Below are 21,863 nucleotides of genomic sequence, written 5' to 3'. Positions count from 1 at the left end.
ACCGTCAGCCCGCGCGGCATACGCGCAGCCGGCCGTCTCGCCTCACGTCCAACTTTTGAGGGAGACACGCATCATGGCAAAGGCATTCGCATCCCAGGCCGATCTGGAAGTCAAGAAAGTCACGTGGACCAAATTGTCCGAGAACGCCTACGCGTACACCGCTGAAGGCGATCCGAATTCCGGCGTGATCATCGGCGACGACGGCGTGCTGATCGTCGACACCACCGCCACGCCGGCTATGGCGCAAGACCTCATCGCGAAGATTCGCAGCGTCACGGACAAACCGATCAAATACGTCGTGCTGTCGCACTACCACGCAGTGCGCGTGCTCGGCGCGTCGGCGTATTTCGAGGAAGGCGCGCAGGAAGTGATCGCGAGCCGCGGCACGTACGAGATGATCGTCGAGCGCGGCGAGGCGGACATGAAGTCGGAGATCGAGCGCTTCCCGCGTCTGTTCGCCGGTGTCGAAACGGTGCCGGGCCTGACGTGGCCGACACTCGTGTTCGAAAAGGAAATGACGCTGTTCCTCGGCAAGCTGGAAGTGCGCATCGCGCATCTCGGCGCGGGTCATACCAAGGGCGATACGGTGGTATGGCTGCCGTCGCAGAAGGTGCTGTTCTCCGGCGACCTGGTCGAATACGACGCGGCCTGCTATTGCGGCGACGCGCAGCTCGAACAATGGCCGGCCACGCTCGAAGCGCTGCGCGCGCTGAAGGCCGACAAGCTGGTGCCGGGCCGCGGCCCCGCGCTGACCACGCCGGAAGACGTCAACAAGGGCCTGGATTACACGAAGGACTTCGTTACCACGCTGCTGCAACAGGGCCGTGAAGCCGTCGAGCAGAAACTCGATCTGAAGGCCGCGATGGCCCACACCCGCAAGGCGATGGACCCGAAGTTCGGCCACGTCTTCATCTACGAGCACTGCCTGCCGTTCGACGTATCGCGTGCGTTCGACGAAGCGAGCGGTATCACGCATCCGCGCATCTGGACCGCGCAACGCGACAAGGAAATGTGGGACGCGCTGCAAGCCTGACAGCGACCGGCACACAGCAAGACAAAGCAGAGCGGAGAAGGACGGAGACACAAGATGAGCATCAACTACCAGACGCTGTCGTTCGACTATCGGCCGTGCCGCGAACAGAGCGCGCAAGGCGGCGCGGACCAGGCGGCGTATCCCGTGATCGTGGTCGGCGCGGGCCCGGTGGGTCTCGCTACCGCGATCGATGTCGCGCAGCAGGGCGTGCCGGTCGTGCTGGTCGACGACGACTGTTCGCTATCCACCGGTTCGCGTGCGATCTGCTTTTCGAAACGCTCGCTCGATATTTTCGACCGCCTGGGATGCGGCCAGCGAATGGTGGACAAGGGCATCAGCTGGAATGTCGGCAAGGTGTTTCTGAAAGACGAGCTGGTGTACACCTTCAATCTGCAACCGGAAGCGGGCCACAACCGGCCCGCGTTCGTCAATCTCCAGCAGTATTACGTCGAAGGCTTTCTGCTCGAACGCGCGCAGGAGATGCCCAATCTCGAGATCCGCTGGAAGAGCAAGGTGGTCGGCGTGCAGCAAGACGGCACGCCCGGCACTCAAGATGCCGGCGTGACGCTGACGATCGATACGCCCAACGGTCAATATGCGTTGCGCGGCCGTTATGTGGTCGCCGCCGACGGCTCACGCAGTCCGATCCGCAACCTGATGGGACTCGACAGCAAAGGCGTGACGTTCAAAGATCGCTTCCTGATCGCCGACGTCAAGATGGAAGCCGAGTTTCCGACCGAACGCTGGTTCTGGTTCGATCCGCCATTTCATCCGAATCAATCGGTACTGCTGCATCGTCAGCCGGATAACGTGTGGCGGATCGATTTCCAGTTGGGCTGGGACGCCGACCCAATGCTGGAAAAAACGCCTGAGCGCGTGATTCCGCGCGTGCGCGCGCTGCTCGGGCCGGATGCGAAGTTCGAGCTGGAATGGGTCAGCGTCTATACGTTTTCGTGTTTGCGCATGGATCGTTTCCGGCACGGCAACGTGCTGTTCGCCGGTGACTCCGCGCACGGCGTATCGCCGTTCGGCGCACGCGGCGCGAATAGCGGCGTGCAGGACGCGGAAAACCTCGCATGGAAACTGGCAATGGTGCTCGAAGGCAACGCCCCGGACGCTTTGCTCGACACCTATGCGAGCGAACGCGAATTCGCCGCTGACGAAAACATCCGCAATTCCACGCGCTCTACCGATTTCATCACGCCAAAGAGTCCCGTGAGCCGTGTGTTTCGCGACGCGGTGCTGAAGCTTGCCCGCCATCACCCGTTTGCGCGGCAATTGACCAACAGCGGCCGGTTGTCGGTGCCGGCGGTGTTGCGTGATTCTCCGCTGAATACAGCGGACAGTGACCCTTTTGAAGGCGCGATGGTGCCGGGCGCTTCGTGCGCGGATGCGCCGGTGCAGGTGGCGGGACAGCCGGCGTGGCTGCTGCAGCAACTCGGCCAGCAATTCACGGGTCTGTTGTTCTGCGGCGAGCAGAGTGTCGATCAGGCCACCCGGGCCACCCTGGATGCGTTGCGTAGCGGGCCGATTCCGCTGAAGCTGGTGGTGGTGACGCGTGACGCCGCACAGTTCGGCGCGTCCGCAGGCGTTCAGGTCGCGCACGATATCGAAGGGCTGGCCCATGCGCGTTATGACGCAAAGCCGGGCACGTTCTATCTGATCCGTCCGGACCAGCATGTTTGCGCGCGTTGGCGGAAAGTCGCCGTGGGCGACGTCGAGTCTGCATTGAAACGCGCGTTGTGCGTCGAAGGCACGGCTTGAACGTGTAGCAAAAGCGGCCCGCGCAGCACGTGCCGCATCAGCAAAAAATAGCAGGAGACAGACATGACACTGAACACACAACCGAATCTCGCCCGCCCCGACGATTTCTATGAGGCGTTGATCGATATGCATCGGGATCTGGACGACGCACAGAGCCAGTCGGCCAATGCGCAACTGATTCTGCTGCTTGCCAACCATATCGGCGATCACGCCACATTGATGGAAGCAATGCGGTATGCCCGCGAGGGCGCGATCGACATTGCTCCGGTTAGAGACGTGCAGTCGCATTCGCTGGCGGCCTGAAACGGGTCCCGGCGAACCCACGGCCGGCAGGAGTAAAGAAAAACCGCGCGGCCATTCGAGCCACGCGCAATCCAGCACGGTAGCGCGGCACTCCGACAACCGCGCCTGCCGTTTCAGTAGCAGACCACAACGCGGCGCATCAAGACGCCGGACCCAATGGGTCCGTTGGACCACCACGTTTGGAGATAACCTATGAGCCAATCCCTCGCCCCCGCGCTCGAGCCGGGTGCATCCGCCGCCGCGCACGACGATCTGCTGTATCGCAAGGTTTCGCTGCGGATCATTCCGTTTCTGTTTCTCTGCTACGTCGTGTCGTTTCTCGATCGCATCAATATCGGCTTCGCGCAGTTGCAGATGAAGCACGACCTCGGCTTCAGCGATGCAATGTACGGGCTCGGTGCGGCGGTCTTCTACGTGGGATACGTGCTGTGCGAAGTGCCGAGCAACATGCTGCTCGCGCGCTTCGGCGCACGCCGTACGTTCACGCGGATCATGCTGCTGTGGGGGATTGCATCGGTGGGCATGATGCTGGTGTCGAAACCCGCGCACTTCTATGCGCTGCGCTTCATGCTCGGCGTGTTCGAAGCGGGCTTCTTTCCCGGCATCGTGTTGTATCTGACCTACTGGTATCCGGCGCGGCGGCGCGCGGCCGTGCTGTCGATCTTCTTTGCGGGCGTGGCGGTAGCGGGGGTGCTCGGTGGCCTCGTGTCCGGCTGGATCATGCGTGACATGGGCGGTGTGCTGGGCTTGTTCGGCTGGCAATGGATGTTCGTGATCGAGGGTGCGCCTGCCATCGTGCTCGGTCTGCTTGCCGCGTTCTATCTGGTGGACGGCCCGCAGCATGCCACGTGGCTCACGGCCGCGGAGAAAGCGCAGTTGATCGCGCAACGCGACGAAGACCGCCGTCCTTCGTCCGCGGCGCATTCGTCGCGCTCGTTCGTGCAGGCGTTGCGTAATCCGCGGGTCTATCTGTTTGCGTTTATCTATTTCTCACTGACCTGCGCTTCGCTGACGCTGAACTTCTGGATGCCGCTGATGATTCGCGACTTCGGCGTGCATGACGTTCTTGCAATCAGCCTGTACACGGTGATTCCCAATGCAATCGGCGCGGTGGGGCTGATTCTGATCGCGCGTCATTCGGATCGTCGTGGAGAACGTCGCCGGCATTTCGCGGTTTGCACGATTGGAGGCGGTGTGGCGCTGTCGTTGCTGACGCTTCATCTGAGCAGCTTTCCCGCGATGCTCGCGATTCTCTCGCTGGCCGCGGTGCTGATCTTCGCGGCGTTGCCGATCTTCTGGACGGTGCCCTCTGGCTATTTGTCCGGCACTGCGGCGGCGGCCGGGATTGCGCTGATCAGCAGCATCGGCATTACGAGCGGGATTGTCAGTCCGTGGGTGATCGGTCTGATCAAGACGCACACCGGCAGCATGGACAACGCGCTGTATCTGCTGACCGCGCTGCTGTTCGTCAGCGGCGTGGCGCTGTTGCTCGGCGTGCCGAAGGACGTCAAACACGTCTGAAGACGCGTGCCGGTGCGGACGGGATTATCGGGTACAGTCGTGAATATTCTGTTGCGACCGCCTATAGACCGTCCGAACCTTTGCGATGCATTCCATCGACCCTGTTCCGCTGCCGCACGACGGTCCGCCCGACATTGCGTTGTGGCGCATCGATATCGACTTCACTATGCCGCTGGACGCCCCGGCTTTCGCATCTCTTGGCGACGACGAACGCACGCGAGCCCGCAACTTTCGCCGCCATGAAGACGCATTGCGTTTCGCCGCCGTGCGTGCGGCGCTGCGTGAACAACTCGCGCAGCGCCTGGAAATCGCCGCACATGCCGTGCGTTTTGCGCTCGATGCCAACCACCGTCCCCATCTCGCGGATTCGGATCGCTTCGATTTCAACGTCTCGCATGCGGGCGCACATGGACTGATTGCAATCTCGGCGGTTCGGCGCGTGGGTGTGGATATCGAGCAGCACAGCGACAAATTCGACTGGCATTCGATTGCGGGCCTGACGCTCGATCCGCAAGAAGCCGCGTGGATCGAAGGTCTCGAAGCGGGTCGGCAGACCGCTGCGTTTTACGACGCGTGGGTCGCCAAGGAAGCCCTCGTCAAAACAACGGGCGCAGGCATCTCACGGGGATTGCAACGTCTGAATGTGCTGCCGCGTGACAGCATGCGCGTGACGCTGCGCAATCAGATTCCCGACGACATGCGTGAAATCGGCGCGTGCTGGCTTGCGGCGCCGCACGCTTATGCCGCGTGTCTCGCGTGGTCGGCTACCGCGTTCGGACGATAGCAGCCGCCCGGCGCGTTATGCGTTTGCCTCTCCAAATGCCAAAGCCTTCGGCCAGCCAAACGTGTGCACTTGAATGAGCGGTTGCGCAAGTGCGACCGCTGCGCGAATCTTGCCGGCCATCGGCACGTCGAGCACATGCCAGCGGCCATATTCCGCGAGATCGAACGTACCGGTTGCAATGGGGCTGAACAGCAGATCGATATCGACGGGTGCGTAACGCAATGCGTTGCAAAGACTGCCATAGCGGGCGCGCCGGCGCGACGCTTCCGGCGTTTCGTCAGGCGCCGTGCCGGGAGAGGGCACGACGACACTCAATCCAAGCGTTGCCGATGCAACGCCGATCACGATCCAGATGCCGCCGTACGCGATATCGATCGTGATGCCGCGACCGTCGCGAGGATGACGCGCGCGCAGTTTCTCGCTGCCGTCGTCTTGCAGATCGACGGCGTGCGGCTCGCAGTCGAACAGGTTCCCGACGATCCAGCGCACCACCACGCGCGCGCTGATAAAGCGTTTGCGCAATGCGGCGTTGGGATGCAGGCGTGCTCGCTCGCGCTCGGTCTTCGAGAGCCAGCTATCGCCTTCCTGCACCGGAACGGGCAACCATTCGCAGCGGAATCGCCAAAGATGCAACTCGCCTGCGCGCGGCGCGGCGACGTTATGCGGATGGGTGCGTGACAGCGGATGGCACTGGAATGCTGGTGCCACCGTCGCGCCGGTAGCGTGTTCGATGGGAGCGGGATGCACGGCAGGCTCGCCGACGGTACGTTCAACTCCGTCTTCAACGCCGCGTGGCTCGCCGCTGTCGCGCACGCGCGAAGTCGCCAGGCAAACCTGGTCGGGTTCCATTGGCATAGGCAGGCTTCCTCAATGCATGTACGTGACGCGGCGCGCTTGCACGTCGAGTTCCACCCCGGCGTCGAGCAGATCGATGGCGAACCAGCGGATCAGCTTCAGAACGCCACTTACCGCGGGCGCGGGCAGCCATTCGTTCAACATGCGCAACGCGGCGCCGCTGTGAGTTTTTTGCAGCAGGGCGATGGTTTGCAGAATCACCGCTTCGTCTTTGCCGAGATCGCTGGCGCAGCGGCAGCGCATGTCGAGCGGCCGATACGACACGTGCATCAGCGAACGCATCAGCAGATCGAAGTGTTCGATGCCGTCCTGACGCAAGCCGACGCCGCTGAGAATGTCGCGCCAGTGCACGGCGCCGCTCGCCGTTTCGCAAGCGGGCCGCAGCCACGTGCGAACGGCACTCAGGACGGTGCGATCGGGGGCGTCGGCGGTATCGGTCGGATGATCGTCGATCAGTTCCGCGCGGCCGGTATGTTGAGAGCGAAAGTTCATCGATGCTCCTGGGTGGACACGGTCCAATGAATCGCGCCGGCCGGATGGCACGGATGCCGCGTCGCAGGCCAGCGCATGTCGTGCAACGGATGGGCGATGACACAGAGTCTGCGTCGGGTGCTTATGTCGGGTGCCGGCATCGGCGCTTGCGTCACCTTGAACCGGATGAGTGGCATGATGAGCTATTTTTCTTCTAAATGCAAATCATTCGCATTTAGAAGAGGCCCGCCGTGGATTTGCGCCCCACGCCCTGCGCGAAATGCAGACGGGGCGAGTGGTGAATGGGCGATTTCGTAACGCAACTAACGGTCAACCCCGCCCGGCGTCCCCGGATATGATGGCGAAGTGCCGGCTTCAGCCTTGCCGGTACAAGCGGCTTGCAGCCTCCTTGCCCACTTCCGCTAGAGAAATGCCGACAAAAACACTCGACGCATCGACCTCCAGGCCCACCGAAGCGGCGCGACGCCTCCCCACGCTGGCGCTCGCCGCGGCCCTGTCGCTGGGAAGCGCGATCGCGCTCGGGCTGGCCCGTTTCGCGTACGCACTACTGTTGCCGTCGATGAAACTCGACCTCGGCTGGAGCTTCGCTCAAGCCGGCGCGATGAACACCGCCAACGCGCTGGGTTATCTGCTCGGCGCGCTGGCTTTTCCTCGCCTTGCGCGCCGCTGGTCGGCCGGCACACTGTTCGGCGGCGGTTGCGTGGCGACCGCGCTCCTGATGGCCGGCAGCGGCCTGTTTGCCGACACGCACTCGCTGCTCACGTTGCGCGTGGTCACCGGCGTGAGCAGTGCGGCGATTTTCATCAGCGGCGGCGTGCTGGCGGCGCGGCTTGCGTCGGCGAGGCCGCGCGATGCGGGGCTCGTGCTCGGCCTGTATTACGGCGGCACGGGCTGGGGCATCGTGGCGTCGTCGGTGCTGGTGCCGTTGACCATTTTCAACGTCGCGCACGGCTGGCAGTTCGCGTGGTTCGCGCTCGCGCTTGCATGTGCGGCGTTCGCCACGGTGGCTATCGGCGCCGCGCGAAAAATCGAAAGCGTACACGCGACTGCGGCGTCGCCTGGACACTCATACACTGCCACCGCGGCGCCCCGTTGGCCGCGCTTCAGTCCGGCGCTGGCGGGTTACGGATTGTTCGGCGTCGGCTATATCGGCTACATGACGTTTATCGTGGCGCTGCTGCGCAATGCGGGCATGAGCGCGGTTGTCGTCACGGGCTTCTATCTGCTGCTCGGCGTGGCGACCGTGGTCTCGGCGCGTGTGTGGTCGAGTCTGCTCGACCGCATGCGCGGCGGCCAGGCGCTCGCGGTGCTCAATACTTTGCTTGCCATCGCGACGCTGCTGCCCGCGTTGTTCACGCAGCCGTGGGTGGCGTTCGTGTCGGGTCTGCTGTTCGGCGCGACCTTCCTTTCCGCCGTGGCGTCGACCACGGCCTTCGTGCGCCACAATCTGCCCGCGAGTCACTGGGCCAAGGGCATCAGCGCGTTCACGATCGTGTTCGCGTTCGGGCAGATCGTCGGGCCGATGGTGATCGGCTGGGTCTCGGACGGCGCGGGCCTCGCGCGCGGGCTCGTGTATTCCGCGCTATTGCTCGCGGCGGGCGCGGTGCTGGCGGCGTGCCAGAAGCCGCTGCGTTGAAAGTGAGCGCGCGCAGGCACGCACGCAGGCACGCACGCGTCGCGTCTTACACCTGCACGGACGGGATGCTTTTCATGCAACGCAACGCGAACATCGAGCGGCTATGACGGATGCCGGCGATCTTGTAGAGCTTCTCGCGCAGAAAGCGCTCGTAGCCCGCCGTGCCGTCCACCGCGACCTTCACCAGATAGTCGTAGTCGCCCGACACGAGATAGGCTTCCAGCACTTCCGTGAGCGTGGCCAGCTCGGCGCCGAAGCGGGCGAGGGCGTCGTCGTCGTGACGGTCGAGCGTTACCTCGAGCAGTACGACGTCCGCGAAGCCGAGCTTCTGCTGATCGAGTAGCGCCACGTAGCCGCGAATGTATCCATCGGTTTCCAGTTGACGCGTGCGGTTCCAGCAGGCGGTGGTCGACATGCCGACCAGCTCCGCCAGTTCGGCATTGCTCAGGCGCGCGTTTTTCTGCAACTCGCGCAGGATCTTGCGATCCTGGTTGTCGAGCGGGCGGTTTCGGGCGGTCATGGACTAATTCGGAAGAGTGTTCTGTAAAAACTAATTCTAGCGGAAGATCATCCCGGCGTCGCGTATAAGGGCCGCTGCTTTAAGAAGCCTATCCAGCGTGCCTCCGGTTATATTTTCAGGGTGCATTCATGCCCGGAACAACCGTCCGGGCTGCGGGCCTCGCGTCCGCGGCCTCATGCGGCCACAAGCTGCCAACCGGTGTCTCGCTGCCTTCACAGGAAGGCGGCACGCGGGCGAATTCCGGCGTTACCAGCGCCGGAAGGCGCGCTCGCCGGGCATGAACGCATGTTCCTGATCGAAGGTTTTGCACGCGTGTTTGCGTTGAACGTGGCGTCCGGCGGCAATTTCTCCCGCCTTCGAAGCGTTTTTACAACGGCCTAAGCGGCAACGCGCCGTGAATCGACTGATGGTAGTTCGCGGGTCGGCATGGCGCGCTGAAGGCGCCATTCCTTGCAGTGCACGCGGAAAGATATCTGCGCCCGCGCATCGGCATGCGGGGCGTCGCGCGGACGCGCGAAAGGCGACGCCCGAACATGGAGGTCGCCTTTCGTACCGCAGTCGAACGAAGCTCAGTTCAACTGCGTAACGGGTCAAGTCGTCAACGGTTAATGGAAGATGAGGTACAGGATAACCAGCACGATCAACGGAACGCCAAGCAGCCAGCCGAGAAGGTAAGGCATGGTGAGATCTCCTTTCGTATCGAAGTTTGAATACGAAGGTGATTGAGCATCCCGCGTGCCTGACGTACGGTGTCCGGACACGCGCCGCCGTCACGCCTCTTTCAAGGCAGATTCTCGCGCAGAACAATGCTGAACTGCACCGGCTTCACGTCGCTCAATGCGTCGCGTTTTTCGCGCACGTTGCGGAAAATGCGCAGACAGTTTCCCACCATAGCTTGAGGCGTTTGCGTGATCAACGCGTCCATCGTGCCGTCGATCAACAACGCGCGCGTATCAGGCGTCAAGCCGTGACCGACAAACAGGATCTTCTGCTCCGAGCGCGCTTCCACGATCGCGCGCGCCACGCCGTCCGACCCGCCGCCGCTGTTGTAGATGCCGGCGAGATCGGGATGCTGTTCCAGCAGCTTGCGAGTCTGCATGTAGTTGCGCTCGCTATCGTCGTGTCCCTCACGCAATCCGATCACGCGCACCTGTGGGAACATCGATTCGATCAGATGCAGAAATCCGATCTCGCGTTCCTCGTGCCCGCGATAGTTGAGGCTGCCCGCGAGCATCGCGATCTTCCCGCTCGGCCGGGGGCCCATGAAACGCCCGAGCAGCAATGCCGCCGTGCGTCCTGCCGCGCGATTGTCGATACCCACATAAGCCAGCCGCCGCGCATTCGATAAATCCGAAATCAACGTAATGGCCGGCACGCCCTGGTCCGCCAGCGCATTCACGGCATCGCGCACCACGGGATGTTCGAGCGCCATGAACACCACGCCGTCCGCACGCTGTCCGTAGTGCAGCAGACGGTCCGCCAGTTCCTTCGGGTTGAAACTCTCGACGTAATGCACTCGGCACTTCATGTCCAGCGCGTTCCACTGATCGTGGGCGAAGTCGATGTAGTCGCCGAGCATGTGCAGGTAGCGATTGGTGCCGGCGGGCAGCAGGAACGCGATGCGCATCGGCTTCGAAGCCGATGCGACGGGCGCCTCCGGCGTGAGCAGATAACCGAGTTGCGCGGCCGCTTGCAGTACGCGTTGCGCCGTGACGGCGCGCACGCCCTCGCGGCCATTGAGCACGCGATCCACCGTAGCGGTCGAAACACCGGCGGCACGCGCAATGTCGGGAATGCGGGCGCGCGCGGCGGCGGTGAGGTGAACCGTGTCGGACATAGCCGTCCTTCGCAGAATGAATCCATCAAAACACATCAAGTTCGCGGTTTGACAGCAGTGACCGCGCACGCCTAGTCTTGCAGCTATCACGCGACGACTCAACACCGGCGACTGGAAATCAAGGTGCGGCGAACGGGCGATGATGGTTTTTGATGGATTCGACAGTTACATCAATTATAAGCAAGGAGACGCTCAAATGACCAATCTCGCGAGACGCACCCTGCTGCGCGCGGCAGCCGCCGTGCCGGTAGCCGGCGCACTGGGCTTTCCGGCGATCGTGCGCGCGGCGTCCGGCCCGGAGTTCGTGTTCAAGTACGGCAACAACCTGCCGCTCACGCATCCGCTGAACGTGCGCTCGCAGGAGGCCGCGAATCAGATCAAAGAGGCGTCGAAAGGGCGCATGGAGATCCGGATCTTCCCGAACAACCAGTTGGGCGGCGACACCGACATGCTCGCGCAGGTGCGCAGTGGCGGCATCGAGATGTTCACGCCATCGGCGCTGGTGGTGTCGACGCTGGTGCCGTCGGTTGCGATCAACGCGGTGGGCTTTGCGTTCAGCGACTACAACCAGGTGTGGGGCGCTATGGACGGCAAGCTCGGCGCCTACGTGCGCACGGCGATGCAGAAGGCCGGCCTCGAATCGTTCGAGAAGATGTGGGACAACGGCTTTCGTCAGACCACCACCAGCAACGGTCCGATCACGAGCGCGCAGAACATGCGCGGCCTGAAAATTCGCGTGCCGGTGAGTCCGCTCAGCATCGATATGTTCAAAGGACTCGGTGCGGCGCCGACGAGTTTGCAATTCAGCGAGGTCTATTCGTCGCTGCAAACGCATATTGTCGATGCGCAGGAAAATCCGCTGCCGATCGTGCAGGTCGCCAAGCTCTACGAAGTGCAGAAGTACTGTTCGCTGACCAATCACATGTGGGACGGCTACTGGTTCGTGCTGAACCAGCGCGCGTGGCAACGCTTGCCCAAGGATCTGCAGGGCATTGCCAGCGACGCGTTCAACCAGTCGGCGCTCAGGCAGCGCGAAGACGTGCGCAAGCTGAACGAGGCGGCGGTTGCGGATCTGCAAAGCAAGGGTCTGTCGATCAACCGTCCCGCGCCCGATACGTTCCGCGCGGCGCTGCGGCAGGCGGGGTTTTACGCCGAATGGAAGAACAGGTTCGGCAATCAGGCGTGGGACCTGCTCGAACAATCGGTCGGCAAGCTGGCCTGATCGTGCTGCATACGGGCGAGTCAGAGACAAAGCGCGGCGAGCCGCCGCGAGGAGGCAGCAGGATGTCGAATCACGCATTGAATCCGGCGGACGCGGGCGTGCCGCTGCACGCGGCGAGCACGCCGCGCCGCTGGTTGAGGAGTTTCGATCGCGGTCTGATTGCGCTCGTCGAAGTGTGCGCGGCGGCGCTGCTCGCGGTGGAGATCGTCGTGATGCTCGCGGGCGTGATGTGCCGCTACGTGCTGCATCAACCGCTCGTGTGGTCCGATGAACTGGCGGGCATTCTGTTCCTGTGGCTCGCCATGCTCGGCGCCGTGCTCGCGTTGCGGCGCGGCGAACATATGCGGATGACGGCACTGGTCAGCCGCCTGTCGCCGCAGCGGCGCGCGTTCGTCGATACGCTGGCGATCGCCGCGTCGATCGCATTGCTTGCGCTGTTGATCGCTCCCGCCTACGACTATGCGTCCGGCGAGGCGGCGATCGTGACGCCCGCCCTGCAGATCAGCAATGCGTGGCGCGCGCTCGCTTTGCCGATCGGCGCAGCGCTCATGCTGCTGGTCGGTCTGATTCGCCTCGCCCAGGTGAGCCGTGTGCGCGACGTCGTAATCGTGCTCGCGATCACGGCCGTACTGGCCGCGATAGCCATGTTCGCCGGGCCGTGGTTTCAGACGCTCGGCAAAACCAATCTCGTGATCTTTTTCGTGGGCGTGGTGGCGATCGGGATCTTTTCGGGCGTGCCTATCGGCTTTTCGTTTGCGCTCGCCACGTTCGGTTATCTGGGCCTCTCGACCTTCACGCCGCTCGAAGTCGTGGTCGGCCGCATGGACGAGGGCATGTCGCATCTCGTGCTGCTCGCTGTGCCGCTGTTCGTCTTTCTCGGCTTGCTGATCGAGATGACCGGCATGGCGCGCGCGATGATCGAGTTTCTCGCGAGCCTCGTCGGCCATGTGCATGGCGGACTGTCATTCGTGCTGATCGGCGCGATGTATCTGGTGTCGGGCATTTCCGGTTCGAAAGTGGCGGACATGGCGGCGATCGCGCCCGTGCTGTTCCCGGAGATGAAAAAACGCGGCGCTTCCGAAGGCGATCTGGTCGCGCTGCTCGCCACGACCGGCGCGCAAAGCGAAACCATTCCGCCGAGCATTGTGCTGATCACGATCGGTTCGGTCACGGGTCTGTCGATCTCCGCGCTCTTCACCGCGGGCATGCTGCCAGGCGCGGTGCTCGCGCTGATTCTGTGCGCGGTGGTGTGGTGGCGCTATCGCAAGGAAGACCTGAGCGGCGCGCAGCGTTTCAGCAAGCGGCAGATCGGGCGTCTGTTCATCGTGTCGCTGCCCGCGCTGGCGTTGCCGTTTGTGATTCGCATGGCAGTGGTCGAAGGCGTGGCGACGGCAACCGAGGTGTCGACCATCGGCATTGCCTATTCGATGCTGATCGGCCTGCTGGTGTACCGCCGCTTCGAATGGCGGCGGCTGGGCCGCATGCTGGTGGATGCGGCCACGTTGTCGGGCGCGATCCTCTTCATCATCGGCTGTGCGACTGCAATGGCGTGGGCGCTGACGCAATCCGGCTTTTCGCAGGATCTTGCGCAAGTCATGGGCTCGATGCCCGGCGGCGCGTACGGTTTTCTGGCGGTTTCGATTGTCGTGTTCGTGATGCTCGGCAGCGTGCTCGAAGGCATTCCCGCGATCGTGCTGTTCGGGCCGCTGCTGTTTCCTATCGCGCGGCTCGCGGGCGTGCACGAAGTGCATTACGCGATCGTCGTGATTCTCTCGATGGGCGTGGGGCTCTTTTCGCCGCCGTTCGGCGTGGGCTACTACTCGGCGTGCGCGATCAGCAAGGTCAATCCCGACGCGGGCATTCGTCCGATTGTCGGCTATATGGGCGCATTGCTCGTCGGCCTGATTCTGGTCGCGGCGATCCCCTGGATTTCGATCGGGTTTCTCTAACCGGATCCCTCTGGTTTCCTAACGGGTTCGACCTTCGGGCGCTGCGTTTCGCCGCGCCGGGGCGTCGCTCGTCTTTCAACCCCGCAGTATCGGGAGAGTTTCATGAGTCGTTTCTTTGGCGAAATCCGGCAGGCAGGCTACGTGGTGCGGGACATCGAAGCCGCAATGGACTACTGGAGCCGCGTGCTCGGCGTAGGTCCGTGGTTTTATAACGAACGCGTGCCGATTGAAAACTATACGTACCGCGGGCAAACGTACGAGGTGCATAACTCGGTTGCGCTGGCGAACTCGGGACCGTTGCAGGTGGAATTGATCCAGACGCGTAACGACGCGCCGTCGATGTATCGCGACTTTCTCGCCGCGGGCCACACCGGCTTGCAGCACAACGCGTACTGGACCACCTCGTTCGACGCGGATCTCGCCCGCTTGCAGGAGCAGGGTTTCAAGGTTGCGATGAGCGGCGAAGTGGGGCGCAACGGGCGCTTTGTCTACTTCGACACGGAGAATCATCCCGGTACGGTGATCGAGTTGTCCGAGATCGCCGGGCCGAAAGGCAAGCTCTTCGACATGATCTATGCGGCGTCGCGCGACTGGGACGGCCGCGAGCCGGTGCGCCGCTTTCCCGATCTGGGCACGCTATGAGCGGGATGCTGCAAGCGCGCGCCGTCGACGAAGATACGCTCGAGGCCGACTATCTGATCGAAACGCCGCTCGATCCCGCGCGCGTCGCCGACGTGATGGCCGGCGAGCAGTCGAGCGGCACCTTCGTGCGCGTCGCCAACGAATCGGATGCGCTGCGCGCGCGCAGCCGCGCGAGCGTGTTGCGCATTGAAGAACTCGAGGCGGCGGCGCGGCCCAGCTTGCCGAACGCATGGCTCGAGCGCCAGGGCACGCCGGGGCCGTGGCGGCGCGCACGCATCACGCTGTCGTTTCCGCTCGCCAATATCGATGCGAATCTGCCCACGCTGGCCGCGACCGTTGCCGGCAATCTATACGATCTCGGTGAAGTGACGGGCGTGCGGCTGTTGTCGCTACGTCTGCCGGCTTCATACCGTGCGCGTTTCGAATTGCCCCGGCATGGCGTAGCAGGCACGCGCGCGCTGACGGACGTGAAGGACAGGCCGATGATCGGCACCATCATCAAGCCGAACGTCGGCTTGAGCGCGGCGGAAACGGCGGCACTGGTGCGCGAGCTGTGCGAAGCGGGCGTCGATTTCATCAAGGACGACGAGGTGTGCGCGAATCCCGCGCATGCGCCGCTTGCCGAGCGCGTGCGGGCGGTGATGTCCGAAGTGCGCCGCTACCGCGAGCGCAGCGGCCGGCCGGTGATGGTCGCCTTCAATATCACCGACGACCTCGACGCCATGCGCCGTCACGCGGAACTGGTCGAACGCGAGGGCGGCAGTTGCGTGATGGCGAGCATCAACTGGTGCGGCTTTTCCGCGATCCAGTCGCTGCGCCGCACGACGCCGCTGGTGCTTCACGCGCACCGCAACGGCTACGGCATGATGTCGCGCGATCCGGCGCTGGGCATGTCGTTCCAGGCGTACCAGACGTTGTGGCGCCTGAGCGGCGTCGATCATATGCACGTGCACGGCCTCGCCGGCAAATTCGCCCAGAGCGACGCCGAAGTGATCGAGTCCGCTCGCGATTGCGCGACGCCGCTCGCCGCCGGTTGCGACGATGCCGTACTGCCGGCGTTTTCTTCAGGGCAGTGGGCCGGCACCGTGCAGGCGACCTTCGACGCGGTGCGCTCGACCGACCTGCTGTTCATGTCGGGCGGCGGCATTCTCGCGCATCCGGACGGCCCCGCCGCGGGCGTGACGAGCGTGCGTCAGGCGTGGGCGGCCGTGCAGGCCGGCACCCCGCTGCCGGTGTACGCCGAACATATGCCGGAGTTGCGGCGCGCGCTGGCGTTTTTCGGCGGCCGTGCATGAACGCTACACGCGACACGGAACAAATGACCGGCAACGTGGGCGAGATAAACGGCAATGGTCCGGCTTACGCTTTCTATGGCGACGACTTCACTGGCGCGACCGACACGCTGGCCCATCTCGCTCGCGCGGGTTTGCGCACCATGCTGTTCTTCGCGCCGCCGGATGCCGCGCGTCTTGCGACGCTCGGCAGGCTCGACGCCGTGGGCGTGGCGGGCGCCGCGCGGACCATGCCGCCCGCTGCGCAACGGCAAGAACTCGAGCAGGTCGGCGCCGCTTTTGCCGCACTGGGTGTACGGGTGATGCACTACAAAGTGTGCTCGACATTCGATAGCGCGCCGGAAACCGGCAGCATCGGCGTGGCGATTCGTACGTTGCGCGACTACTGTGCGAGCGAACTCGTCGCGGTGATCGGCGGTCAGCCCAATTTGCGGCGTTATTGCGTGTTCGGTGAACTGTTCGCGGCAGCCGGCGCGGCCGATGGCGCGCAGTCGGTCTATCGTATCGACCGCCATCCGACCATGAGCCGCCATCCTGTTACGCCGATGAACGAAGCGGACTTGCGTGTGCATCTCCAGCGACAGGGCGTGCAAAACGTGCAATCGATCGACTGGCGTTGCCACGCCGCGGGCGACGCCGGGCTCGAAGCGGAAGTGCGGCGCCGGCTCGAATCGAAACCCGACGCGTTGCTATTCGACGTTCTCGACGATTCGCATCTGCAAGCGATTGGCCGCGTGATCGCGCGTTATGCCGCGGTGTCGGCGCCGTTGCTCGCGGTGGGGGCTAGCAGCGTCGCGCAGGCGTATGCATTGGCGCGCGAGAACCCCGCCGAACCTGCCGATGCGGAAAACCGCACCACGCCGCCGCTGGCTCGTGCGCGCGGCCCCGTATTCGTGCTGGCGGGCAGTCTTTCACCATTGACCGAGGTACAGATCGGTGCCGCGGAGTCCTATCTCCGTGTAGAACTCGACCCGCTGCAAATGACCGGCGAAGCAGCGTCCGACTATCTGGCGGAGCGCGTGGCGGCGATCACAGGCCCTTTGCGCGACGGACGCAACGTACTCGCGTTCACGACGCGCAGCCCGTCGGGCGAAGGCGTCGCGTTACCGCAACTCGCGCATGCGTGTGCGTCGCTGTTGCAGAAAGTGCTATGCGCCGTACGATTGCGCCGCATCGGCATTGCGGGTGGCGACACGTCGAGTTTTGCCGTGCGAGCGCTCGGCGCGTGGGGACTGTCGTATCTTGCGCCGTTATCGGCGGGCGTTACCGTATGCCGTCTCCATGCCGATCGCGTGGAACTCGACGGCATGGAGGTCATGCTCAAAGGCGGGCAGATGGGCGATACGGATCTGTTCGAGCAACTGCTCGCCGGCAACGGCTAACCGTTGTCGTCGAAACCAGGGTAGAGCGTCATGCCGCCGTCCACGAACAACGTCGTGCCGACCACGTAGTCGCTTTCATCCGAGGCGAGCCAGACAGCGGCCTTGCCGATGTCCTGGGATTCGCCCACGCGGCGGTAGGGGATCAACTTCAATAGTTTCTGCAACGCGGCGTCGGTGTCCCATGCGTCCTTGTTGATCGGCGTGCGGATCGCGCCCGGCGCAATGGAGTTGACGCGAATGCGTTCCGGCGCGACCTCCTGTGCAAGGGACTTCATGAACATCTGAACGCCGCCTTTGGACGCCGCGTAATTGACGTGCCCGGCCCACGGAATGACCTCGTGCACCGAGCTCATGCAGATGATCTTGCCGAGCGCTCTGGAAGCGGGCCGCGGGCCGCGTCGCCGGAATTCCTTCACGGCCGCTTGCGCGGTCAGGAACTGGCCGGTCAGATTGGTCGACAGTACCTGCTGCCAATCGTCCAGCGTCATGTCGGCGAATGCACTGTCCTTCTGCATGCCCGAATTCGCGACCACGATATCGACGCTTTCGAAGCGCGCGCGGCACGCCGCGAACATCGCCTCGACCTGCGCCGGATCGGAGACGTCGGCTTGAACCGCGAGCGCGGCGCCGCCTGCTGTTTCGATTTCGCTGACCAGTTGTTCCGCCGCTTCCCCATGCGAGTGATAGTTGACGACGACGGCAGCGCCCGCACCCGCGAGTGCTGTCGCAACACCGTATCCAATGCCCGAACTGGCGCCCGTGACTAGAGCAACCTGATTCGCGAGTAACTTTTCCATCGCTTCCCCCGGTGTGACAAGATGGGAATCCGTGCCGACCGCCGACATAGAGAGGCCGCCGGATATCCGCGCAGCGAACTGCAAAGATATGCGGCGGCCTATTACCCGATTTCAACAAATGAGCCGATGCCGTGACACGCTACGGCGGTGTCGGCTATATGACGCCGACCACCAGCAGCACGATCACGACGATCACGATGAGGCCGATACCGCCGGTCGGACCGTAGCCCCACGAACGGCTGTGCGGCCACGACGGGAGCGCACCGATCAGGAGAAGAATCAGCACCACTAGAAGAATAGTTCCCAACATATGAATGACCTCCGCCTGGTTGATAAGACCTGCCTTTACGACAGCCACGCAAGGCGCGCTTGCGCGCGCGCTGCGTAAGGCAGTATCGATGTCATGGTTGAGCAAACCCCGTGCCCGAGGCGAAAAGATCGAAGCGGAAACGCCTTGAGCCGGTCACTGTGCGGTGTTGCGCGCGGTGCCGCTACGCGAAATCACCAGATCCGCGACGAACGCGAGAGCGAGCGCTATCGCTCCGCAAGTGAAGATCAACGCGTAATCGTTATGCGTATGCGAGAAAAGGTACGAGTAGCCATATCCGCCGAGTGCCTGGAAGAGCGCGAAGGCTGTCGTCGCGCGGCTCCATGCGGCGCGTTGTTCGGTGTGATCGTGCGGCACGAGTTCGTGAATGCGGCCGAGCACGAGCGGCACGATGCCCGGCGTGAAAATACCCAGAATCACAGTCGAGACGGCGAGTGCCACGGGGTTGCCTGAAAAGGCGAGCAGGGCAACGGCAGCCGCTTGCAGAAGCAGCCCGGCGCGATACGCCTTGCCGAAGCCGATGCGATCCGCAATGTTGCCGCAGATCACCGGGCCGACGATCGCAGCGAGGCCATACAGCACCCAGTAGTTCGCACCGGTTGCAGAGCCGCGTCCCAGACCGCGAGCGACGTAGTCGACGAGCAGCACCATCGCCGGGACGAGGCCGAGCGCGTTCGCCGCGTATTGCGCGTACAGCACGCGCAGCGTCAAGCCTTGGGGGCGCACCGCGTGATGCGCGCCGGACGGCACCACAGCCGCGGGCGGATTCGTTGCGGGCCAGCCGAACCAGCTCACGGCGGTCAGCGCCAGCGCCAATACGCCGAGGCCGATCCACGTGGTTTGCAAGCCGAAGTGGAGCAGCTTCGGAATCAAGGTGCCCGATGCCGCGATGCCCAGCCCGAGCCCGAGAAAGATCATGCCGCTCACAAAGCCACGGCGCGGCACCGGAATGTGCGGAAGAATCGATGTCGCCACCAGCACCATGATCGCGCCGCCGGAAATGCCCGATAACAAACGCCACGCAAAGAACCAGCTGACCGAAAGCGGATACGCGCAGGCGAAAAAGGCGGCCGTCACCACCGCCATCAGGATGCGCAACGCGCTGCGGTTCGACAGCGCCGATGCAAGCGGCCTGCCGATCAACGCACCGACCAGATAGCCGGCGAAGTTTGCCGCACCGAGCGTCACCGCTTGCGACGAGGTTAACCAGTGCTCCTGGATCAGCGAGGGAATCAACGGCGTGTACGCGAAGCGGGCGAGGCCGATCGCGACGAGACTGCCGCACAGTCCCGCGAGCGTTGCAAAGAGCGCGCGGGCGTCGAGTGAGACAGGACTGGCGGACGTTATCGGTGCAGCGGACATGACGGTTCCTTTACCGGTGCGCGCGGTGGCCGCGTCACTGCCGGATGTCGGTGGTGAATCGAGGGAAGGGGCGCGCCTTGTCAGGCGCCTGACTCAGACGTTCGTGTGTTTCGCCGGTAGGGCAGGCAAACCGAGCAGCAGCAAAGCCGGCGCAATCGCGCCAATCAGCAGCGCCGGTTGCGGATCGACCCGCGCGAGAACGCGAACGCCGATCAACGTGGCCAGCAGATGGGTGGCCGCGTCATCGGCGGAAACGACGGCGGTGATTTCACCGTTCTCGCTGGCCGCAACCATGCGGCGGTAGAAAAACGCTCGGACTTCGGCGAATTCCGTGGCGACGATTTCACGGAATGCTTCGTCATCCGATGTAGTTTCAAGCGCCGAATTGACTAGCATGCAGCCGCGCTTGCCGGGATCGGCTAGCGTGCGCTCCAGGATCTCATGGAAGAACAGGGTGACCCCTTGAGCCGGCGACACAGTGCGCTCCAACCGGCTGATCCGCTCGCGCAACGTATGTTCGAGGTAATGCTCGAGCGCGCGCAGATACAGCGCGCGCTTGTCGCCGAATGCGTTGTAGAGGCTCGGCTGCGTCAGGCCGGTCGATTTGACCAGGTCGCGCGTGGAGGTGGCCTCGTAGCCCTTCGTCCAGAAAGCCGCGCTGGCGGCTTCCAGCACCTCGTGTTCATCGAATTCGCGGGGTCTTGCCATGATGAAAATCCCTCCTGCGTTGCTGACGACCATTCTGTATCAATCGATATAGAATTCGATTATATATCGACTGATACAGAATGCAAGAGGAAGATCCGGTGGTGGCTCTGGAGCGCGCTGCGGCGCGGTGGAAGGGCGTCTACGGGTGGTTGCCGGCCGGGCGTCAGTGCGGTTTGCGGGTGGCCGATCCGCACCGGCGGCACGAGCCAGGCGAGGCAAGATTCGCGGAACGGCAGCAGTTGCCCGCTCGGAAGCGGTGCGGCGAGTCCGGCGCTCATGGTGTGCCTACTTGCTGCGCGCCGCCAGATGTTTGCCGAGGGCGGCGCCCAGATCTTCATCGGTCATGGCCGGGAAAATGCTCATGGTGAGCAGGTCGCCCCATTCGAGCGCGAGCGCCGAGATGCCGCGCGTGTCTTCCGCCTCGACTACCGCAAAGCCGTGCAATCCGCCGATAGCGTGCCAGCGCCCCAGCAGTTTGACACCGTCAGGCGTATTGCCGCCGGTCTTCATGAAACGTTCGATGACGGAATGCTCAGCGGTCGGCAGACCGTTCCATTGGACGATAAATTTCATTGCGCGTCTCCAGTCCGAATTGGCGATGCCGGCTCGTGGCGCGCTGCCATCGTCGCTGATGGTGTGCGGCGCATCGTGGATGCGGTGCGCCGCGCTCACTCCTGCGCCAGCAAGCTGTCCGGATGGTGTGTGCTATTGGCGGACGGCGATAAAAAACCACGTGGCGTCCTAAGCATCATAGGCGAGCGAATGATGGCCGGCGTCGCTACGTGCGGACATTCACCAGGCTAAAAGAACCGGTTCAGTTTCAGCGGCGTAGAGCGACGAGAATTCGTTCGGGGCGCGAATACATTGCGTGTCGTGAGGCTTGTCGGCTAGCGCCGCTCCGCCAAAAAAACGGGCGGCATGCCGGCGTGAATCGCCGGCTGCCGCCCGGGTGTGTCGTGAAATGTGTCGTGAAATGTGCTGAGGTCTCCTCGCACAATCAGTATAGGAAATCCGTGCGCCGCTCACCGGCCGATGACGACCGGCCGGCCGTAGCGAGGCCCCCCGGCCCCCGCTACGTCGGGCGGTTACACGCTGGCGTAGTTGGCGCCCCAGAGCGACGGGCTGACGTTCAGGTGCAGCGGCACGAAACCCGCGCCAATCACGCCGACGTTGTTGAGTGCGGCGACGTTGACGTATTGCATCTGGTTGAGGTTCTGGTTGACCGAGACGTTGACGTTGGCGATGCCGCTGAGGCCAGCCACCGGGGGCAGGCCGGGCACGCTGCTGCCGGTGCCGCCGGCCACCGCCGACATGGCGCGGCGGTCGAGCTCGCGGGTGCCGGACAGATCGCGAATCATGAGGGATGACATGGTGCTTCTCCAAAGGTGCGCGCAGGACGCGGGTAAGCGGCGGGAAGTGAGGCGCAGCGGGAAGCC

21 protein-coding genes are annotated in these 21,863 nt (G+C 63.6%); 11 read left to right on the top strand and 10 right to left on the bottom strand.

Going from position 1 to position 21,863, the window contains the following annotated elements:
* The first annotated feature begins 73 nt into the window (after window positions 1-73).
* The 5 genes from BXE_RS34745 (at window position 74) to BXE_RS34725 (ending at window position 5,405) form a co-directional block, all read left to right on the top strand.
* Window positions 74-1,033: an MBL fold metallo-hydrolase gene (locus BXE_RS34745; RefSeq protein ID WP_007178302.1), complete on the top strand. Its 960-nt coding sequence runs from the start codon at window positions 74-76 to the stop codon at window positions 1,031-1,033.
* A 54-nt stretch (window positions 1,034-1,087) separates the two neighbouring features.
* The gene (locus BXE_RS34740) at window positions 1,088-2,797 is read left to right on the top strand and encodes an FAD-dependent oxidoreductase (protein WP_011492797.1); all 1,710 of its coding nucleotides are present in this window, start codon (window positions 1,088-1,090) and stop codon (window positions 2,795-2,797) included.
* 63 nt (window positions 2,798-2,860) lie between these two features.
* Window positions 2,861-3,100 carry a DUF2783 domain-containing protein gene (locus BXE_RS34735; protein ID WP_011492796.1) on the top strand — a complete coding sequence of 80 codons (240 nt, stop codon included), beginning with the start codon at window positions 2,861-2,863 and terminating at the stop codon, window positions 3,098-3,100.
* A gap of 192 nt (window positions 3,101-3,292) precedes the next feature.
* On the top strand, window positions 3,293-4,621 hold the full coding sequence (locus BXE_RS34730; RefSeq protein ID WP_011492795.1) for an MFS transporter: 1,329 nt from the start codon (window positions 3,293-3,295) through the stop codon (window positions 4,619-4,621).
* A gap of 85 nt (window positions 4,622-4,706) precedes the next feature.
* Complete coding sequence (locus BXE_RS34725; RefSeq protein WP_011492794.1) at window positions 4,707-5,405, top strand: 4'-phosphopantetheinyl transferase family protein; 699 nt, start codon at window positions 4,707-4,709, stop codon at window positions 5,403-5,405.
* 15 nt (window positions 5,406-5,420) lie between these two features.
* On the opposite strand, the gene BXE_RS34720 is transcribed toward BXE_RS34725, so the two are convergent.
* Both BXE_RS34720 and BXE_RS34715 read right to left on the bottom strand, forming a co-directional pair.
* Window positions 5,421-6,260, bottom strand: a complete 840-nt coding sequence (locus BXE_RS34720) for a hypothetical protein (protein ID WP_011492793.1) — start codon at window positions 6,258-6,260, stop codon at window positions 5,421-5,423.
* Window positions 6,261-6,272: 12 nt separating this feature from the next.
* Complete coding sequence (locus BXE_RS34715; protein ID WP_011492792.1) at window positions 6,273-6,752, bottom strand: hypothetical protein; 480 nt, start codon at window positions 6,750-6,752, stop codon at window positions 6,273-6,275.
* Window positions 6,753-7,161: 409 nt separating this feature from the next.
* Between BXE_RS34715 and BXE_RS34710 the strand changes: the two genes are divergently transcribed.
* Window positions 7,162-8,388 (top strand): YbfB/YjiJ family MFS transporter, encoded by a 1,227-nt coding sequence (locus BXE_RS34710; RefSeq protein ID WP_011492791.1) that lies wholly within the window; start codon window positions 7,162-7,164, stop codon window positions 8,386-8,388.
* A 46-nt stretch (window positions 8,389-8,434) separates the two neighbouring features.
* Here BXE_RS34710 and BXE_RS34705 read toward each other — a convergent pair whose 3' ends face one another.
* Both BXE_RS34705 and BXE_RS34700 read right to left on the bottom strand, forming a co-directional pair.
* Window positions 8,435-8,908 carry an Lrp/AsnC family transcriptional regulator gene (locus tag BXE_RS34705; RefSeq protein ID WP_011492790.1) on the bottom strand — a complete coding sequence of 158 codons (474 nt, stop codon included), beginning with the start codon at window positions 8,906-8,908 and terminating at the stop codon, window positions 8,435-8,437.
* 781 nt (window positions 8,909-9,689) lie between these two features.
* Window positions 9,690-10,745: a LacI family DNA-binding transcriptional regulator gene (locus tag BXE_RS34700; protein ID WP_011492788.1), complete on the bottom strand. Its 1,056-nt coding sequence runs from the start codon at window positions 10,743-10,745 to the stop codon at window positions 9,690-9,692.
* Window positions 10,746-10,941: 196 nt separating this feature from the next.
* Between BXE_RS34700 and BXE_RS34695 the strand changes: the two genes are divergently transcribed.
* From BXE_RS34695 to BXE_RS34675, 5 genes are all read left to right on the top strand, one after another.
* Window positions 10,942-11,967 (top strand): TRAP transporter substrate-binding protein, encoded by a 1,026-nt coding sequence (locus BXE_RS34695; protein WP_007178291.1) that lies wholly within the window; start codon window positions 10,942-10,944, stop codon window positions 11,965-11,967.
* A 62-nt stretch (window positions 11,968-12,029) separates the two neighbouring features.
* Window positions 12,030-13,916 (top strand): TRAP transporter large permease subunit, encoded by a 1,887-nt coding sequence (locus BXE_RS34690; protein ID WP_011492787.1) that lies wholly within the window; start codon window positions 12,030-12,032, stop codon window positions 13,914-13,916.
* Window positions 13,917-14,018: 102 nt separating this feature from the next.
* Window positions 14,019-14,558 (top strand): VOC family protein, encoded by a 540-nt coding sequence (locus tag BXE_RS34685; protein WP_007178289.1) that lies wholly within the window; start codon window positions 14,019-14,021, stop codon window positions 14,556-14,558.
* Window positions 14,555-15,853 carry a ribulose-bisphosphate carboxylase large subunit family protein gene (locus BXE_RS34680; protein ID WP_011492786.1) on the top strand — a complete coding sequence of 433 codons (1,299 nt, stop codon included), beginning with the start codon at window positions 14,555-14,557 and terminating at the stop codon, window positions 15,851-15,853. The genes BXE_RS34685 and BXE_RS34680 overlap by 4 nt, the downstream gene beginning before the upstream one ends.
* Window positions 15,850-17,232, top strand: coding sequence for a four-carbon acid sugar kinase family protein (locus tag BXE_RS34675; protein ID WP_011492785.1), 1,383 nt, complete (start codon window positions 15,850-15,852; stop codon window positions 17,230-17,232). Before BXE_RS34680 ends, BXE_RS34675 begins: the two co-directional genes overlap by 4 nt.
* On the opposite strand, the gene BXE_RS34670 is transcribed toward BXE_RS34675, so the two are convergent.
* The 6 genes from BXE_RS34670 to BXE_RS34645 form a co-directional block, all read right to left on the bottom strand.
* Entirely contained in the window at window positions 17,229-18,029 is an 801-nt protein-coding gene (locus BXE_RS34670) for an SDR family oxidoreductase (RefSeq protein WP_011492784.1), read from the bottom strand. The genes BXE_RS34675 and BXE_RS34670 overlap by 4 nt on opposite strands.
* Before the next feature lie 154 nt (window positions 18,030-18,183).
* On the bottom strand, window positions 18,184-18,339 hold the full coding sequence (locus BXE_RS44770; RefSeq protein ID WP_007178285.1) for a DUF3309 family protein: 156 nt from the start codon (window positions 18,337-18,339) through the stop codon (window positions 18,184-18,186).
* Window positions 18,340-18,492: 153 nt separating this feature from the next.
* The gene (locus BXE_RS34660; protein WP_011492783.1) at window positions 18,493-19,719 is read right to left on the bottom strand and encodes a YbfB/YjiJ family MFS transporter; all 1,227 of its coding nucleotides are present in this window, start codon (window positions 19,717-19,719) and stop codon (window positions 18,493-18,495) included.
* Window positions 19,720-19,812: 93 nt separating this feature from the next.
* Window positions 19,813-20,427, bottom strand: a complete 615-nt coding sequence (locus tag BXE_RS34655; protein ID WP_011492782.1) for a TetR/AcrR family transcriptional regulator — start codon at window positions 20,425-20,427, stop codon at window positions 19,813-19,815.
* Between the two features lie 285 nt (window positions 20,428-20,712).
* Window positions 20,713-21,000, bottom strand: a complete 288-nt coding sequence (locus tag BXE_RS34650; RefSeq protein ID WP_040125169.1) for a DUF3303 domain-containing protein — start codon at window positions 20,998-21,000, stop codon at window positions 20,713-20,715.
* 512 nt (window positions 21,001-21,512) lie between these two features.
* Window positions 21,513-21,797: a hypothetical protein gene (locus tag BXE_RS34645; RefSeq protein WP_011492780.1), complete on the bottom strand. Its 285-nt coding sequence runs from the start codon at window positions 21,795-21,797 to the stop codon at window positions 21,513-21,515.
* Between the last annotated feature and the right edge of the window lie 66 nt (window positions 21,798-21,863).

Source organism: Paraburkholderia xenovorans LB400 (assembly GCF_000013645.1).
GTDB lineage: Bacteria > Pseudomonadota > Gammaproteobacteria > Burkholderiales > Burkholderiaceae > Paraburkholderia > Paraburkholderia xenovorans.
This window is presented reverse-complemented; position numbering and strand designations above follow the sequence as displayed.